13 protein-coding genes are annotated in these 15512 nt (G+C 60.4%); 1 reads left to right on the forward strand and 12 read right to left on the reverse strand.

All coding sequences use genetic code 11. From position 1 onward, the window contains the following. Positions 1-10: 10 nt before the first annotated feature. From VFQ24_14820 to VFQ24_14875, 12 genes are all read right to left on the reverse strand, one after another. On the reverse strand, positions 11-1450 hold the full coding sequence (locus tag VFQ24_14820) for an NADP-dependent isocitrate dehydrogenase (protein ID HET9179627.1): 1440 nt from the start codon (positions 1448-1450) through the stop codon (positions 11-13). Positions 1451-1610: 160 nt separating this feature from the next. Next, positions 1611-4331 (reverse strand): aconitate hydratase AcnA, encoded by a 2721-nt coding sequence (acnA, locus tag VFQ24_14825; protein ID HET9179628.1) that lies wholly within the window; start codon positions 4329-4331, stop codon positions 1611-1613. A gap of 135 nt (positions 4332-4466) precedes the next feature. Next, positions 4467-6047, reverse strand: coding sequence for an acido-empty-quinoprotein group A (locus VFQ24_14830; GenBank protein HET9179629.1), 1581 nt, complete (start codon positions 6045-6047; stop codon positions 4467-4469). Then, on the reverse strand, positions 6044-6871 hold the full coding sequence (locus VFQ24_14835; GenBank protein HET9179630.1) for a c-type cytochrome: 828 nt from the start codon (positions 6869-6871) through the stop codon (positions 6044-6046). Before VFQ24_14835 ends, VFQ24_14830 begins: the two co-directional genes overlap by 4 nt. 487 nt (positions 6872-7358) lie before the next feature. After that, positions 7359-8159: an MBL fold metallo-hydrolase gene (locus VFQ24_14840; protein HET9179631.1), complete on the reverse strand. Its 801-nt coding sequence runs from the start codon at positions 8157-8159 to the stop codon at positions 7359-7361. Between the two features lie 69 nt (positions 8160-8228). Beyond that, positions 8229-8714 carry a carboxymuconolactone decarboxylase family protein gene (locus VFQ24_14845; protein ID HET9179632.1) on the reverse strand — a complete coding sequence of 162 codons (486 nt, stop codon included), beginning with the start codon at positions 8712-8714 and terminating at the stop codon, positions 8229-8231. Positions 8715-8863: 149 nt separating this feature from the next. Continuing rightward, positions 8864-10159: a radical SAM protein gene (locus VFQ24_14850; protein ID HET9179633.1), complete on the reverse strand. Its 1296-nt coding sequence runs from the start codon at positions 10157-10159 to the stop codon at positions 8864-8866. A gap of 275 nt (positions 10160-10434) precedes the next feature. Then, positions 10435-11676 (reverse strand): amidohydrolase family protein, encoded by a 1242-nt coding sequence (locus VFQ24_14855; protein ID HET9179634.1) that lies wholly within the window; start codon positions 11674-11676, stop codon positions 10435-10437. Between the two features lie 223 nt (positions 11677-11899). Next, complete coding sequence (locus VFQ24_14860) at positions 11900-12088, reverse strand: twin-arginine translocase TatA/TatE family subunit (protein HET9179635.1); 189 nt, start codon at positions 12086-12088, stop codon at positions 11900-11902. Between the two features lie 143 nt (positions 12089-12231). Then, on the reverse strand, positions 12232-12603 hold the full coding sequence (locus VFQ24_14865) for a rhodanese-like domain-containing protein (GenBank protein HET9179636.1): 372 nt from the start codon (positions 12601-12603) through the stop codon (positions 12232-12234). A 140-nt stretch (positions 12604-12743) separates the two neighbouring features. Continuing rightward, a complete protein-coding gene (locus VFQ24_14870; GenBank protein HET9179637.1) occupies positions 12744-13529 on the reverse strand; it encodes an RraA family protein in 786 nt (261 codons plus the stop codon). A 36-nt stretch (positions 13530-13565) separates the two neighbouring features. Further along, complete coding sequence (locus VFQ24_14875) at positions 13566-14402, reverse strand: GNAT family N-acetyltransferase (protein ID HET9179638.1); 837 nt, start codon at positions 14400-14402, stop codon at positions 13566-13568. Positions 14403-14610: 208 nt separating this feature from the next. Here VFQ24_14875 and VFQ24_14880 point away from each other — a divergent pair, with 208 nt between their 5' ends. Continuing rightward, a complete protein-coding gene (locus VFQ24_14880) occupies positions 14611-15483 on the forward strand; it encodes a transposase (GenBank protein HET9179639.1) in 873 nt (290 codons plus the stop codon). Positions 15484-15512: the final 29 nt, after the last annotated feature.

A 15512-nucleotide genomic window follows, 5' to 3' on the forward strand; every position in this document is an offset into this window, starting at 1 on the left:
AAGCCGTCTGCTACACAGCCCCGGCCCTCACTGGCGCCATGTTTTCGATGATGGCGTCGGCGAAGGCGGCGGTCCCGAGTTTTGTGACTCCGGAAATGCCTTCCATCTTCAGCAGGCGTTCCAGGTCATAAGTCACGCGATGCTGCGCGATGGTTTCGGCAAGCGCCCGCTCGATCATCTCCCCGGCTTCCGGCCAGCCAATAAATTCAAACATCAGCACCGCTGAGCGGACCAGCGCCGCCGGATTGATCACATCCTTGTCGGCGTATTTCGGCGCGGTGCCGTGCGTGGCTTCGAAAACTCCGTAGCCGTCGCCGATGTTCGCGCCTGGCGCCAGCCCCAATCCGCCAATCTGCGCCGCGCAGGCATCGGAGAGATAATCGCCATTCAGATTGGGCGTGCAAAGCACCTGATACTCATCGGCGCGGGTGAGGATCTGCTGGAAGATCGAGTCGGCGATGCGGTCGTTTATCAGGACCATCTTCTTCCATTTGCCGTTGCCGTGCGTCGGGTAAATGGAGTCCAGGCAGTCCTTCACCTCCTTGCAGATTTGCTGCCTGAAGGCGTCCGGAGCCATTTCAAGCCCGGGCTCCACCATCGCGGCGTTCTCTTCAATCGAAAGGCCGGGATCGCTGTCCTTGTTGCCGATCATCCAGCTTTCGCGCTCGGTCACAATGCGATCGCGGAATTCCTCCCGCGCCAGTTGATAACCCCAGTCGCGGAAGGCGCCCTCGGTGAACTTCATGATGTTGCCTTTGTGTACCAGGGTGACGCGGTTGAGTCCGTGGTCCAGCGCATACTGAATGCCCCGCCGGACCAGCCGCTTGGTCCCCAGAATGGAAATGGGTTTGATACCGATGCCCGAATCCGCCCGGATCTGCTTGTTGTTCTTGTCTTCGCGCAGCAGCGTATTGACAAATTCGATGGCGCGCCGGGCCTGCTCCGTGCCTTCCCGCCATTCGATGCCCGCATAGACGTCTTCCGTGTTTTCACGAAAGATAATCACGTTCATATTGGTCGGGCGCCGCACGGGCGAGGGCACGCCTGGAATGTATTTCACCGGCCGCCAACAGGCGTAAAGATTCAGCAACTGGCGCAGCGCCACATTGAGGCTGCGAATGCCGCCCCCCACCGGAGTGGTCAGCGGACCCTTGATGGCGATGTGAAATTCCTTGATGGCGTCCAGGGTCCCCTGGGGCAGCCACTCGCCAAATTGCCGGAAGGCCTTCTCGCCTGCGAAAACCTCAAACCAGGCCACGCGGCGTTTGCCGCCATAACACTTTTCCACCGCAGCATCCGAGACCCGCGCGGTAGCTTTCCAGATGTCGCGGCCGGTGCCGTCGCCTTCAATGTAGGGAATAACGGGATTGTCAGGAACCAGCAGCCTGCCATCTGCAGAGGTGATTGCCCTGCCGTTTTCGGGGACGGGAACTCCGTTAAACGATTTCATACCCAAAAATTCCTCTCAGCAAGTTTTCGACAAACACCAAATGCCTGCCTGGAGCAACTGGACGAGGGAGCAGTCCGCCCAGGGCGTTCATTGCTCAAATCTTGATTTTCACCGCGTCCTGCGGGTGGAATCGAACTGAGCGAAGGCCCGCCGGCCTCGATCAGGCATCCCGCAGAAAATTCCGAAGGACGGCTGGCAGGATGCCGCCGTTACGGTAGTAGGTGACTTCGACCTCTGAATCCAGGCGTGCGATCGCCTTAAAACTGTTCGGCCTGCCGTCCGGAGCCACAGCAGTCACGCTGATTTCCGCGCGGGGCTGGATGTGTTCCCCAAGCCCGGTGATGTCAAAGACCTCTTCCCCAGTCAACCCGAGTGAAGCTGCATTCTGGCCCGGCAGGAATTGCAGGGGAAGAACGCCCATGCCCACCAGGTTTCCGCGATGGATGCGTTCATAACTTTCTGCAAGCAGGGCCTTCACGCCTAGCAGCAGCGTGCCTTTGGCGGCCCAGTCTCGCGATGAGCCGGACCCGTATTCCTTGCCGGCCAGCACCAGCAGCGGGACTCCCTCCTGCTGGTAGCGGATCGCGGCGTCAAAAATCGACATCTGCTCGCGCTCCGGTAAATGCAGTGTGTAGCCGCCTTCCTTGCCTGCCACGAGCTGGTTGCGCAGCCGGATGTTGGCGAACGTTCCCCGGACCATCACGCGGTCATTACCGCGCCGCGACCCGAAAGAGTTGAAATCCTTTTTGATGACGCCCTGCTCAATCAGGTAGCGGCCTGCCGGGCCGTCTTCCGGAATGTCTCCGGCGGGTGAAATGTGGTCCGTGGTGATCGAATCGCCCAGCAGCGCCAGCACGCGCGCCCCGCGGATGTCCGCAACGGGCGGGACCTTCGCCGTCAAGTCTGTGAAAAACGGTGGTTCCTGAATGTAAGTCGATTTTTCACTCCAGGGATAAAGCGCTCCACCGGCCACCGGGATATTGTTCCAGGTGGAATTGCCATTCCAGACATTTTCGTAAACCTCGCGGAACATCTCCGGCCGGATCCCCCGGTCCATGGCATCAATGATTTCTTCGCGCGTCGGCCAGATTTCGCGCAGATAAACGGGCTTGCCCGCGCGATCGTTGCCGAGCGGCTCGTTGGGCAGGTCGATATCCACCGTTCCCGCCAGCGCATAAGCCACCACAAGCGGCGGAGAGGCCAGATAGTTGGCGCGGACCTGCGGGTGAATGCGTCCTTCAAAGTTGCGGTTTCCCGAAAGCACCGCGGCCGCCACGAGATCGTTTTCTTTCACCGCCCGCGCTACTTCGGGCGGCAGCGGGCCGCTGTTGCCAATGCACGTGGTGCAGCCGTAACCCACAAGGTCAAAGCGGATCTTCTCGAGCGGTTCCAGCACCCCGGCGGCTTTCAGGTATTCGGTCACCACCTTCGAGCCCGGCGCGAGGCTGGTCTTCACGTAGGGCGGAACGCTCAGACCGCGCTCAACCGCTTTCTTGGCCAGCAGGCCGGCGGCCAGCATCACGGAAGGATTCGAAGTGTTCGTGCACGAGGTGATGGCGGCAATCACCACCGCGCCGTGGCCGATCTTTGCGCTCGAGCCGTTAAAACCGATCGTTGCCGTGCGGCCAACCTGTTCTGGCGCGAGGCCCAGCCCGCGCTCTTTGGTTGGAGCGGTCAGCGCCTTTTCGAAGGCAAGTTTCATGTTTGAAAGCGCCACGCGGTCCTGCGGGCGCTTGGGCCCGGCCAGGCTGGGCTCAACCGTCTCGAGCTGCAACTCCAGGGTGTCACTGAATTCGGGGTCGGGCGTATCGGCGGTGCGAAAGATTCCCTGCTCCTTCGCGTAACGTTCCACGCGTTCCACTTCATCGTCCGCGCGGCCCGTCTGGCGGAGATAGCGCAGCGTTTCTGCATCCACCGGGAAAAATCCCATGGTCGCGCCATATTCCGGCGACATGTTGCCGATGGTTGCGCGGTCCGGCAGCGCCATTTGCGCAAGGCCGTCGCCGAAGAACTCCACAAACTTGTCCACCACGCCTTTTGCCCGCAGCATCTGGGTGACGGTCAGCACCAGGTCTGTGGCCGTCACGCCTTCCTTCAGCGCGCCCTTCAGCTTGAAGCCGATCACCTGCGGCGTGAGAAAGTAAACAGGCTGGCCCAGCATGGCCGCCTCGGCTTCAATGCCTCCCACGCCCCAGCCCAGAACGCCGAGGCCGTTGATCATGGTTGTATGCGAATCGGTCCCAACCAGCGTGTCAGGATAAAGGACCGTTTCGCCGCCCTGTTTTCCGGCCAGCACCACTTTTGCCAGGAACTCCAGATTCACCTGGTGCACAATGCCCGTGGCTGGAGGGACCACGCGGAAATTTGCAAAGGCCTGCTGACCCCAGCGCAGAAACTCGTAGCGCTCGCGATTGCGCTTGAATTCGATTTCTGCGTTCATCTCGAGCGCTCTGGGAATTCCGAAAACGTCCACCTGCACCGAGTGGTCGATCACCAGGTCGACGGGCACCAGCGGATTGATTTTCGCCGGATCGCCGCCCAGCCGCTGCATGGCCGAGCGCAACGCCGCCAAATCCACCACCGCCGGAACGCCAGTGAAATCCTGCAGAACCACGCGCGCGGGCTTGAAAGGCACCTCATGTGGGGCCGGCGACCTGGCATTCCATGCAGCCAATGCCGCTACGTCGCTTTCCTTGATCAGGTTGCCGTCGCAGTTGCGCAGCACGGCTTCCAGCAGCGCTTTGATGGAAAACGGCAGCCTTGAAATGCTGCCGAGGCCTGCCTTCTCAAGCGCCTCGAGGCGGAAAATAGTGGCGCGGCCACCTCCAATTTCCAGTTGCGCACGCGACCCAAACGGGTTGTTGATCCTATTCTCAGTCATTTGGGGTGTCGTAAAAACTCTTTATTTTATCAGGAAAGGCGGCTGCTGACGAACCATTTGTGTCCGCCGCGGCATCCGAGGAGCGCGCCCCCACTGGGAATCTGTGCGCAGCCACTCTATCGCGAGAAGTTTCTCTTATTGCGCGGACTGGCTCGATGGCGGCAGCGTCCACGCGTAGAGCACGCTGCCTACGGCGGTCAGGAGGTATTGCCGGCCGTTCAGTTCGTAGGTCATGGGGCAGCCAGTCAGGTCGTCGCCGCCATAGGTGTGCCACAGGGATTTGCCGGTGGCGGGATCCAGCGCAACAATGTCGCCGGAAATGTCGCCAGTGATCAGCAGGCGGCCGGCAGTGGTCAGAATTCCCGAACCGTTCTCGCCGAATCCCGTTACGGCGGGAGCCTCCCTGTGCCATGCCATCTTTCCTGTCTTATAGTCAATCGCCAGCAGTTGGGCGTGCGACCAGAGCCGGCTGACCACCGCGCCCTGGTGGTCGGACTCGTTGGCCTTTCCCTCCCGGGTCAGGTAGGCGACGAAAAGCCCGCGATAGGCGTTCACGTAAAAGAGGCCGGTATCCGGATCAAAACTGGGAGCCCACCAGTTCGTTCCCATACTGTCCAGAAACGTTCCTGAGTCTTGCGGCTGCTTTTTCAGATTCGGAATCGGCTCTCCGCGCTTGTTGAGGCCTTCCGACCAGTTCTGGGGGCCGTAAGGCACGCTGAGAAGATCTTTGCCGGTGGCGCGATCGAGCAGAAAAAAGTACCCGTTGCGGCTGGCCTGGGCCAGCAGCTTGCGCGGCTTTCCCTGGAAATTCGCGTCAAAAATAATCGGCGTTTCGTTGGCGTCGCGGTCCTGAGTGTCGTGCGGCGAAGCCTGGAAGTACCACGCCATTTTGCCGGTGTCCGGGTTGATGGCCACAATCGAGCAGGTATAGAGATTGGCGCCAGGGCGCACCTGGCCGGCCATGACCGGGTGTGGATTCCCTGTTCCCCAGTAGATCAGGTTCAGCTCAGGATCGTAGCTGCCCGTCATCCAGGTTGTTCCGCCGCCGTGGGCCATGATGTCGGCGTTCGGCCAGGTATCGGCGCCCGGCTCTCCGGGCTTGGGCGTGGCCCACCACCGCCAGATCAAATGGCCATCCTCCGGACTCCGGCAATCGAGAAACGCCTTCACGTCTGTCTGGTCGCCGGAGATGCCCACGATCAAATGATCGCGAACCACCAGCGGCGCCATGCTGATGTAATATCCGAACGCCGTGTCAGCAACCACAACGTCCCAGAGCTTCTTCCCGGTGCGCGCGTCGAGGCAGATCAGGTGCGCGTCGGGCGTGCCGAAAAACAATCTGTCCCTGAACATCGCCACGCCGCGATTGGCGATAAAGTTTCCTTCCGACTCGCGCTGGAAATGCCAGATCTGCCGGCCGGTGCGCGCGTCCACGGCCCACACATGGTTCGGGACGGTGAAGTAAGCAATTCCGTCCACTTCGAGCGGCGTCGATTTCATCGCCTGTTGGTGCGTCTGGAACGCCCAAGCCACCGTCAGCGAATTCACGTTACTTTGATTAATCTGCGACAGCGGGCTGTATCGCCGGCCGGTGTAATCGCCGTTATAGGTGGGCCAGGTGTCTGTGGGAGGCTTCAGCAGCGCGCTCGGGTCGAGCCCCTGGGCGAAAATCGACGGCGCCCAGAGCAGCATCAGAATGGCGATCAGCTTCCTCACTTCAGGGTCTCCAGGTAGGCGAACAGGTTGTGCATATCGGTGTCCGTCATCACGGAAAGCAACTGCCGGTGCGCCGCCAGCGGGTCGTCAATCTTGACCTTGACGGAATCGAGCGGCCAGGAACGGTACCAGCCCGCGCCGTCAACAATCGCAATGTCATATTGTGAGAGCAGGCGAATCTCGCCGGTGTATTGTTTCCCCGATTCATCCGTCACCGTAGCCGTGGGATGTGGTCCTCGGCTCGGGTAAAGCATCGCCGCCTGCAAATCCACCGGTGGATACCTGCTCGCAATGCCTTTCAAGTCGCCGGTAGGCGAGTGGCAACTGGAACACTTGCCTGCGCCGTTGAAGAACTCTTTCCCGGCCTCCGCGTTGCCCACCAGCAGCTTGGCAAGTGAGTAGCCTGCGCCGGCCTGCGCGGCCGAGCGGCGGTCAGACTCATTCAGTCGGAAGCGGAGGAACGCCACGACATCCATGATCTGGTCGCTTGGAAGCTGGAAAGCCGGCATGCCCTTATCAGGAAATCCGTTGCGAATCACCGGACCGATCTGGTCGCCCTTGTTGTCGTGGCGCACCACCGCGCTGCGCATCAGATTGGGGCCTGTCGCCCCACCATTGGCGTCAGGGCCGTGGCAGAAGGCGCAGGTCTTTTGGAACTGGATTTTCCCGCGTTCCACCTGCGCGGCCGGATATTCATTCCAAATTCCCCGGCGCCTTCGCGGCGCTTGCCGTTCCTGGCCCGCCAGCAGCATGGGCAGGCAGCAGCACGCCACGACCAACAGTGCCCTCCAGGTCTGCTTTGGGTTCGGAAAGATTTTAATCATTAGAATGGGTGGGTCTGCCCCTCTCCATATGCCCAACCCCGCCAAAGTTCAGCAACTTATCTGATATATGAATGCAATGTCAAGAAAATCGAGTGCCGGGTAATGACTCGGTTTGGTTCGTGGCACGGGCGTCCTCGCCCGTGCTTCCGTGAAAAGACACAGCCATGCCCGCCCTGAACGAAGTGAACGGGATGGCCGTGCCACAAAACAGCAACCAAACTGGTTCACCGCCCACCTACGACCACCACGCGTCCCAAGAGTGCCCAAGGCATACTAGCGTAGTGCGTCTAACGGATATCTGCGGACTATGGAGTGCGAATCATGACGCACTACCCTGGCACCGTCCCTGTACTGAGGCGCCAGCGTAGCTGTCACCGGAACGTAGAGGCCATAACCGCCTGGCTAGGGGTCGAAGACCAGAAAGCCTCCTCAAAGCTCGCCAAAGACCCGCGCCGCCAGCACATCGCTTAAAACCGATAACACAGATTCAGGATGCGGCTGGCGCGAAGAGAGCCACTGAGGTGCTTTGGCCAGGCTCTAGTAAGCGCAGGCGATTGGAGAGACCAGCCCCGGCAAATGCCTTCTGAATATCGTCAGGGCCTTCCGAGAAATGCGCCCAGCCCTCAAAGTGGACCGGCACAATCACTACGTGCGGGAAAGCGTGGGCCGTTTTGATCGCGTCTTCCGTGGTCATGGTCACCGGCTCGGGCCCTATCGGGGTTGCCGCGCCCATAGTCAACACGATGACTGTGACGTTGTACCTCCGCGCAACTTCTCCCACGCCTTCAAACCACACCGTATCCCCTGAAAAATAAACAGCCTCGTTCGGCCGGTCATCGAAGGCGAGCACAAAGCCAGTGACTTCTCCGCTCACAGGCTCAATGCCGGGCGGCCCGTGCCGGCCAGGTGTGGCGGTAATTCGCAGTATTCGGCCGTCCGGTGCAGAAAGTGTCGCGGATTGCCAGGGCTTAAGTCCGATGGCCAGGCCGCCGAGCCGCCCGCCTCCCGAGGCTGTCGTAAACACGCGGCCCGCTTTTCCCAGCATGGCGCGGCCTGCGTGATCGAGATTGTCGAAGTGCTGATCATGGCTGAGCAGCACCGCATCGATGCGCCCCACAGCGTCCGGGCCAAGCGCCGGGCTGGATAGTTTCCTCAGCGTGACCGGTCCGGTGGTATACTCGCCGCCCGCCGGGTCGAAAGTCGGGTCCGTCAGCAGCCGCAAGCCGGACGTTTCCAGCAGGGCGGTTGGCCCACCCACCAGAGTGATCTTCAGATTCCCATCGCTCACGTCGCGCCTCCTCTGCTCGCGTTCTTTGGATGCATACGGTTTGGATGCGCGGGAACGGTGCGCGTTCCATTACGATTTCGCGCTTGCAGTACTGTGCCCTTGCGCCGGCTGGTAGCTGCCCGGAACGGCCCGGAATCCGATGGACAGCCGGTTCCAGCCGTTGATGGTCACGATGGCGACGGTCAGGTTCACGAGTTCCTCTTCGCTGAATTGCTTGCGCACCTCCTCGTAAACTTCGTCCGGCGCATGAGTGGAGCTGATCAGCGTAATCGCCTCAGTCCATGCGAGAGCCGCCCGTTCGCGGTCGGAGAAAAACGGCGTCTCACGCCAGGCGTCGAGCGTGTAGAGCCGTTGTTCGGTTTCGCCCGCGGCCCGCGCATCCTTGCTGTGCATATCCAGGCAGTAGGCGCAGCCATTAATCTGTGAAGATCGCATTCTCACCAGCTCCAGCAGCGGTTTCTCCAGGTTTGATGATTGCTTTACATAAACTTCCAGCGCCGCCATGGCTTTGTACGCTGCCGGCGCCACTTTTGTAGGATTCAGTCTTGGTTCCATCATTTTCCTCCTTTTAAAGCCCCTGGATATAGAGATGCACGAGAAGAAAAAAAGGGCCGGCTGATGCTCAACCGGCCCTCCCTGAATGTTCCATTTTATTCCGCAGGCCATCTCCGAAGGCGCAGCGCCCTCGGAAAACCAGCAAGGCCCTAATCGTCGAAGTGGCCGCTGACCCCGCGGAAGCCGCGAAACGCCTGTTTGACGCCCCACCGGATCACGCGCGAGCTGTCATAGCAGTGTGACAGGATGTAGTTGCAGGTAGACAGGCACGTGGTTGAGCAGGTCTTCTTCATCTCGTCGAGTTGGGCCACGTCAAACTTGTGGCTGCCCACGGTACCCCAGTCATAGCTGGCGGAATACATTGGGAAGCACGGTGCCAGCGTGCCCTCCGGACGGATGATCAGATTGTTCTGTCCCGCCCGGCACGGCCAGGATTTTACCTTGCCGCGCATCAGCTTTTTCATGTCATGCATGTGCTGCTGCGGATTGGCCATCTTGTAGCCGTGGCGGCTCTTGTCAATCAGGTAATCGAGCAGCGCCTCCACCTTGGGGAAATCGTCAGGCGTCAGATAGGTGGAGTTGTCGTCCAGATGCTTGAAGTGGCTCTGTTCGAGCATCGGAGCTTCGTTCAGGTGGTAGTCGGTGGCGATGCCGTTCGAGCGCGCGATCTCCGTCAACTCCTTCACGTCGTCCTGGTTGATGTGGGTGATGTTGATGTTCATCATCACCGTGTATCCATAATGCCGCTGCCTCTTGATCAGGTAATCGAAGTAAGGCCGGATGCGGTTCAACGCCTTGGGCAGCCCCGGCTTTTCCTCCACGCAATCGATGGCCAGGTTGACGATTCCGATACCCGCATCGCCAATGCGATCAATCACCTCAGGACGCATCAGCCGGCCGTTGGTGGGCAAATACACGTAGAAATTCTTCTTGGCGGCGTAATAGACCACCTTGTGCACAAATCCCGGCCGCAGCAGCGGCTCGCCACCCATCAGTGCCAGAACACGGCAGCCGGTGTCGTGCAGCCAGTCAATCGACCGCCGGCCAACGTCTTCGGTCATGCCCTTCACATCGTTGTTGTACGACCAGCAATAGTGGCAATCCACGTTGCACTTGAACTCAGTGAAAAGGTAGGCGATGATCGGCCGCAACTCCGAGGGACGAAAACGCGACTTTACAAACGGCAGAGCCCAGCACTTGAACGCCCGCATGGTGTTGATCTTGTGATACTGCTTCTCGCTGTAGTCCACGCCTTCAGGAAGCGGGTTCTGCGGGTAAACGGGTTCCGGCAACGTCAGCGCCGGTGAGTCCGATGAAATTTTCGGCTGCAGAGGCGGGGGTGCTGCGCCGGTCCCCGGCTTCATCAGCAGGTCGTGCAACTGAACGTCCACCCGGACCGGCGACGAAGCTCCTGCGGTGCGCTCCAAATTCTGAACTTCTGCCATCGAATCTCCTTTCGTCACTCTCAGCTAGAACTCTTTACGGAAGGCGCGCTTTGGACCCGCACCTGCAACTAAAACGCCAAGGTGCTATTGTAAGCGAATTAATCAGGCTTGCAAACCGGGTATATAACAATTTCGCATGATTTCCCAATATACAACTAAAACGGGCCGCGTCGGCACCTTTTTTCGAAACTCGCTTTTCCGGCGAGGGGCGAGGGCGCGAGGTAGTCTACACTGTAGCCCCGGACGGCCAGCTCCGAGAGGATTTGCCGGCCGCGCTACTTGGACTGCGCTCTCAACCCATTGATTTTATGTGATTTCTCGGCGCGGTGGGAGCTGCGCTGTCGTGCGGCAGCGGCGCTTAGCCCTTCATCAGCGCCCTGGCGTTCGTAAACAACTTCACCGTTCAGGACGGTGGTTTCAATCTCGAGCTGGTCGCTGCCAACGCGGAAAAGCACCAGGTTGGCAGGACGTCCAGCCACGATTTCGCCGCATGTTCCATAGCGGCCAAGCAGCCGTGAAGGATTGAAGGTTGCAGCGCGGATGGCGTCCGCCAGCGGCACGCCGGCGTAGTCCATGAAAACTTTGACGGCACAGTTCATGCTCACCGCTGAACCCGCCATGCTATGCCGGTCTGCCGCAACCACCTGGCCCGTCGGGAGAAGCTCGATCTCCAGGTCCACTAGCCGGTAGCGTCCCGGAGCAAGCCCGGCCACGTGGACCGCGTCCGTGATCAGGATGCAGCGTTCAATCCCTTTCACTCGGTGGATGACCTGCACCAGCTCCGGCGGCAGATGGAAGCCGTCGCAGATCATGCTGGCCGCGAGACTGTCAATGGCAAGCTGGGCCCACAGCGGAGTCCGGTGGCGGTCAATCATCTGCGGGCAACCGTTCCCCAGGTGCGTGTTCAACTGCGCGCCCGCCTCCGCGCCCTGGTGGATTTGCTCCGGCGTCGCGTCCGTGTGTCCCATCGCAACCACCACTCCTGCTGCGCGCGCGTGCCGGATGAAATCAAGCGCGCCCGGCAGCTCTGGGGCCAGCGTGACGATTCCAATCCCCCCGCCCGCCGCCTCCTGCAGTTCCAGGAATTCTTCCCAGTCAGGCGGCCGCATCAATTTCGGATTGTGCGCACCGCGCGATCCGCCCGGAGAGATGTACGGCCCCTCGAGGTGATAGCAGGGAGCGCATTGGGCAAAGCGCGGATCGATGCGCCGGGCCTTCTCGAGCGCCCGGAAACATTGAAGCAATCCTCTCTGGCTGTTGGTAATGACGGTGGGACAAAATGTGGTGACACCCGACTTCCAAAGAGCGGGCAGAATGTTCGGAGCTTTCACCGGGTCGAGGTCAGCGTCGCAGAAGTCGATTCCGGCAAACCCGTTCAACTGAATGTCGATCAGACCTGGGCTTACGTAAGGCTTTTCGCCGTCCGGCGGACCCACGCTGTCGACTGATGCAATTCGCCCGTGCTCAATCTCGATCCGGCTCAGACCTTTTTCTGGAACATTGGCGATGAATTCCATTTTGCTGGGCGCCGTACTTCTTCTGATGTGGCGGGCTGTCGTCGCTATTCCGCCAGCGCCCGCCCCTGACTGCGCATGCCACTCTGTTTGATAGTCGGGGAACACCTTTCAGCGTTCAGCCATCCTGGTGGATGGCGCTGCAGGCTTTGCTTCGTCTCACCGGCCCCCAGGACGTCCACGCCCCAAATCATCACCCAATTGACGCACGGCACTCTGGGGGCAACTATGTGGACTTGTTGACCGTGTTGGCCGTCTTCTCGGCCTCATCGTTCACGCCGTTGATGGCCCCCTTGAACTCGCGGATGCCCTTCCCCAGCGACCGGCCGAGGTCGGGTAACTTTCCGGGGCCAAAAATGATCAGCACAATGAGCAGAATGAAGAAGAGATGAGTAGGTTGAAGCAATCCATCCATGGTGGTCCTCCCTGGCGCGTTTTCTCAAACGCTGCCACTTTCATTATATCGCGGCGCAGGGCATAACCGTATCAGATTCCATCGCTATTAAAAAGGGGCTTATCTGTGCATCCTCAGGAAGCCTTGTCCGGTCAGCAGCTTTGCTAATCGTCGGCCACCGGGTAGCCGGCCTCCATCCATCCGCGCCAGCCGCCCGCCATGGATGCCACGCCCGTATATCCCATTTTCTGCAGGCTGTCGGCTGCCAGGGCCGAGCGGTAGCCGCCTCCACAATAGAGCACCAGCGTGGTGTTGCGGTCGGGGATGGCCTGCTCGATGTCGCGCTCAATGACTCCCTTCCCGATGTGGATCGAGCGGGGCAGGTGGCCGGCGGCCCATTCGCGGTCTTCGCGAACATCAATCAGGCCGAACTTGTTGCCAGAATCGAGCCATTGCTTAACCTGATGGATATCCACTTCCTTGATTCGGCTCTTTGCGTCGTCCACTACTTTCAGGAATCCGGGTGTGTGTTTCACAATCCCTCCAATGCTTCATCATACAAAACTGCATTGTGGCACGGCTACTCCTGGCCGTGTTAGGACACGGGCCAGACGCATGTTGTAGCGCCGAGCTTGAACTCAGCGCCTGCCCACCTAAAGGCAGGCGCTACATCGCCTCAAATCCGCCCGAACTTCTTGATGGCTTCCTCAACGGACTTGTACTTGAAGATGAATGGGTACATCGAGTGCTCGGTGAAGTCGAGCCCTTGCGCCTTCCGCAGCACCTCTTCCGCCCTGGCGCGCGGCACCACCACAACACCGTCGCTATCCGCGGCGATGATGTCTCCGGCCGAAACCGGCACACCATCGCAGTCAATCTGAATGTTCGATCCGCCGAAAACGTAATGATTAACCGAAGTGGAAGGAACAATCCCCTTGGCATAAACCGGAAACTGGATCTTCTGCAGGTAGGCGGTGTCGCGCGTTCCGCCGTCGATGACCGCGCCCACAAAGCCGCGTGCCGCCATGGCCGTGCCCATGATGCCTCCCATTCCGGCAATGTCGAGCCCATCTTCCAACTTCATCACGTAAACATCATTTGGGCCGCCGTGATCAATGGCCGCCAGCATGCCGCCCAGCGCCGCTCCGCCCTGATGATTTTCCTGTTTTTTCAGCAGGACCGTCACAGCATAGCCCACAAATTTCGTCCGAAAGATCGGCCGCATCTGGTGGCTCATATACATCCTGCGGCCATAGATCTGTTCCTCGGCGTCGGAAATCGAGGCGACCTCCACCTGGCGGTATTCTTGCAGCATCTGCTGCTCCGCGCTCGTGCTTGCCGAAGTTGATTCAGCGCTCGACTGGGCCTGTTTTCCACTGCTCCGCGCGACCATCCAGAGGAGCGCCCCACCAATTAGCGCGAACATGGCTAATTTCTTCCCAAGCTGACCTTGATTTTCCATTTTCTTCTCCTGTTCAGTTGTCAGATTCATGAGCTCCTATCCGAATTCCGGGCCCAGGATGGCGCAGAGCAACTCCGGCCGGCCCGGATAGTCGTTAGGCCCGCGCACCATGCGCGTCAAGGGACGCGATACCTGGAATCCGCGGGCCAGCAGCATTTCAGCTACAAAGCGACGGTCTTTGAGGGCATCCACAAAGATCATTTCGCGGCGGGAGCGCGCGAGGAATTCATCCAGCAATTGCGTCGCTGTCTGTTCATCGCGCGCCATCCACGGCCCCAGGTGGTCTGCCAGCGTTCCCCGGCGCCCGAACGTATAACCGGCAGTCTCTCCCTCCCGCTCCGCTGCCAGGGCAACGTCCGGATTCTCAGCCGCAAGCGAGCGCAACAGGCTGCCGCGATCGGCGCCGAAAATCTCCCGGTCGAGCTGCAGCACGCAGTCCGAAACGGAATGCAGTCGAGAGGCTGGTGGAGCTTTGGGGACGGGCCGCTTCAGCAGCCAGCGATCAATCTCGTATTCGTCGTGGAATCCGAGCTTCTGATAAATCGGCCGGCCCGCTGGCGTGGCATCGAGCTTCATGGTGCAGATGCCGATCTCATCAAGATGTTCAATGGTCTTCCGCAGCAGGCGCGTTCCGATGCCCCGCCCGCGGAATTCCGGATCCACAAGCACCATCCCTATCCATGCAAACCGCTGCTCATAGACCATCGTGGCCGCGGTACCAACCGCTTTGCCATCGACTTCCGCTGCAAAGCAGCCCTCCGGACTCGATTCCAGAAAACTCCGCCAGTCGGCCGGCGTCTGGTTCCATCCCGCCAGGTTTTTCAGCCTCATCCCGGCAGAAATGTCGGCGGTCGTCATGGTGCGAAGGTTCATGGCCTGCCCCGCGGGTGCCTCCCTCCCGTCGTCATCATGAGGAGCCCCGTCGGAAGGGGACGGCAAAGGATTTGCTGCGTTTGTTTTTCTAAGGATACAGCAGATTCTTCGCTGCTGCTCAGAATGAAAATATGAAAACGCGACTCCTGCCGTCGGCGTAAGCTGACGGTGGAAGAAAAGATTCCTCGAAGAGGAAAGGAGCCGCGCCATGGAAGAATATATCGCATTTGACAGTCACAAGCACTACACCTGGGTGGAGCGGGAAGAGGCGAGCAGTGGCAGAGTGCGGCAGTATCGGGTGGAGCACGCGCCGGGGGCGATTCGTGGAGCGCTGGCCGGGTGTGCGCCGGGGACGGCGGTGGCGGTGGAAGCGACGGCGAACTGGTACTGGATTGTGGATGAGATTGAGCAGGCGGGTCTGGCGCCGAAGCTGGTGCACCCGCGCAAGGCGAAGCTGATGATGGGGATGATCAACAAAACCGACCAGATGGACACCCACGGGCTGAACCGGCTGCAGCGCAACGGCACGCTGCCGACGGTGTGGATACCGCCCGGGCCCTTGCGGGAGTTGCGCGAACTGACGCGCACGCGAGTGGCGCTGGTGGCGCAACGGACGCGCTGGAAGAACCGGGTGACCGCGACACTGGCCAAGTACGGCGCGGCGGCGAGCGAATACAGCGACCCGTTCGGGCCGAGGGCGCGAGAGGAGATGGCCGCCCGCAGTGAGCGCCTGCCGGGCGTGGGAGTGATCCTGTCGGCTACCCTGCAACTCGAGATCGGCGAGATCGCACGCTTCCCCAGCGCCGAACATCTGGCGGCCTATGCCGGCACCACCCCGCGCGTGCACTCCAGCGGCGATCGCACCCGCTACGGACGCACCCGGCCCGATGTCAACCGCCACCTGAAGTGGGCCTTGGCCGAAGCCGCCAATTCCGTGGCCGTCAATCATGCCCGATGTCCGGACCGGCATGTCAGCCGCCTCTACCGCCACCTGCGCGAACGTAAGGGCCACAGTAAGGCCATCGGAGCCGTGGCGCGCCATCTGGGCGAGGCCGCCTTTCACCTGCTCGACCCCGTTTGAACTACCGGAGTTCCTACTTGACACCTCGC

The organism is Terriglobia bacterium (assembly GCA_035712365.1).
Classification (GTDB): Bacteria; Acidobacteriota; Terriglobia; order UBA7540; family UBA7540; genus SCRD01.

Bases quoted from the DNA above. Each gene is read 5' to 3' on its own strand.
- VFQ24_14820 (HET9179627.1), bottom strand. From the start codon at position 1,450: ATGAAATCGTTTAACGGAGTTCCCGTCCCCGAAAACGGCAGGGCAATC.
- acnA (HET9179628.1), bottom strand. From the start codon at position 4,331: ATGACTGAGAATAGGATCAACAACCCGTTTGGGTCGCGTGCGCAACTG.
- VFQ24_14835 (HET9179630.1), bottom strand. From the start codon at position 6,871: ATGATTAAAATCTTTCCGAACCCAAAGCAGACCTGGAGGGCACTGTTG.
- VFQ24_14845 (HET9179632.1), bottom strand. From the start codon at position 8,714: ATGGAACCAAGACTGAATCCTACAAAAGTGGCGCCGGCAGCGTACAAA.
- VFQ24_14850 (HET9179633.1), bottom strand. From the start codon at position 10,159: ATGGCAGAAGTTCAGAATTTGGAGCGCACCGCAGGAGCTTCGTCGCCG.
- VFQ24_14855 (HET9179634.1), bottom strand. From the start codon at position 11,676: ATGGAATTCATCGCCAATGTTCCAGAAAAAGGTCTGAGCCGGATCGAG.
- VFQ24_14860 (HET9179635.1), bottom strand. From the start codon at position 12,088: ATGGATGGATTGCTTCAACCTACTCATCTCTTCTTCATTCTGCTCATT.
- VFQ24_14870 (HET9179637.1), bottom strand. From the start codon at position 13,529: ATGGAAAATCAAGGTCAGCTTGGGAAGAAATTAGCCATGTTCGCGCTA.
- VFQ24_14875 (HET9179638.1), bottom strand. From the start codon at position 14,402: ATGAACCTTCGCACCATGACGACCGCCGACATTTCTGCCGGGATGAGG.
- VFQ24_14880 (HET9179639.1), top strand. From the start codon at position 14,611: ATGGAAGAATATATCGCATTTGACAGTCACAAGCACTACACCTGGGTG.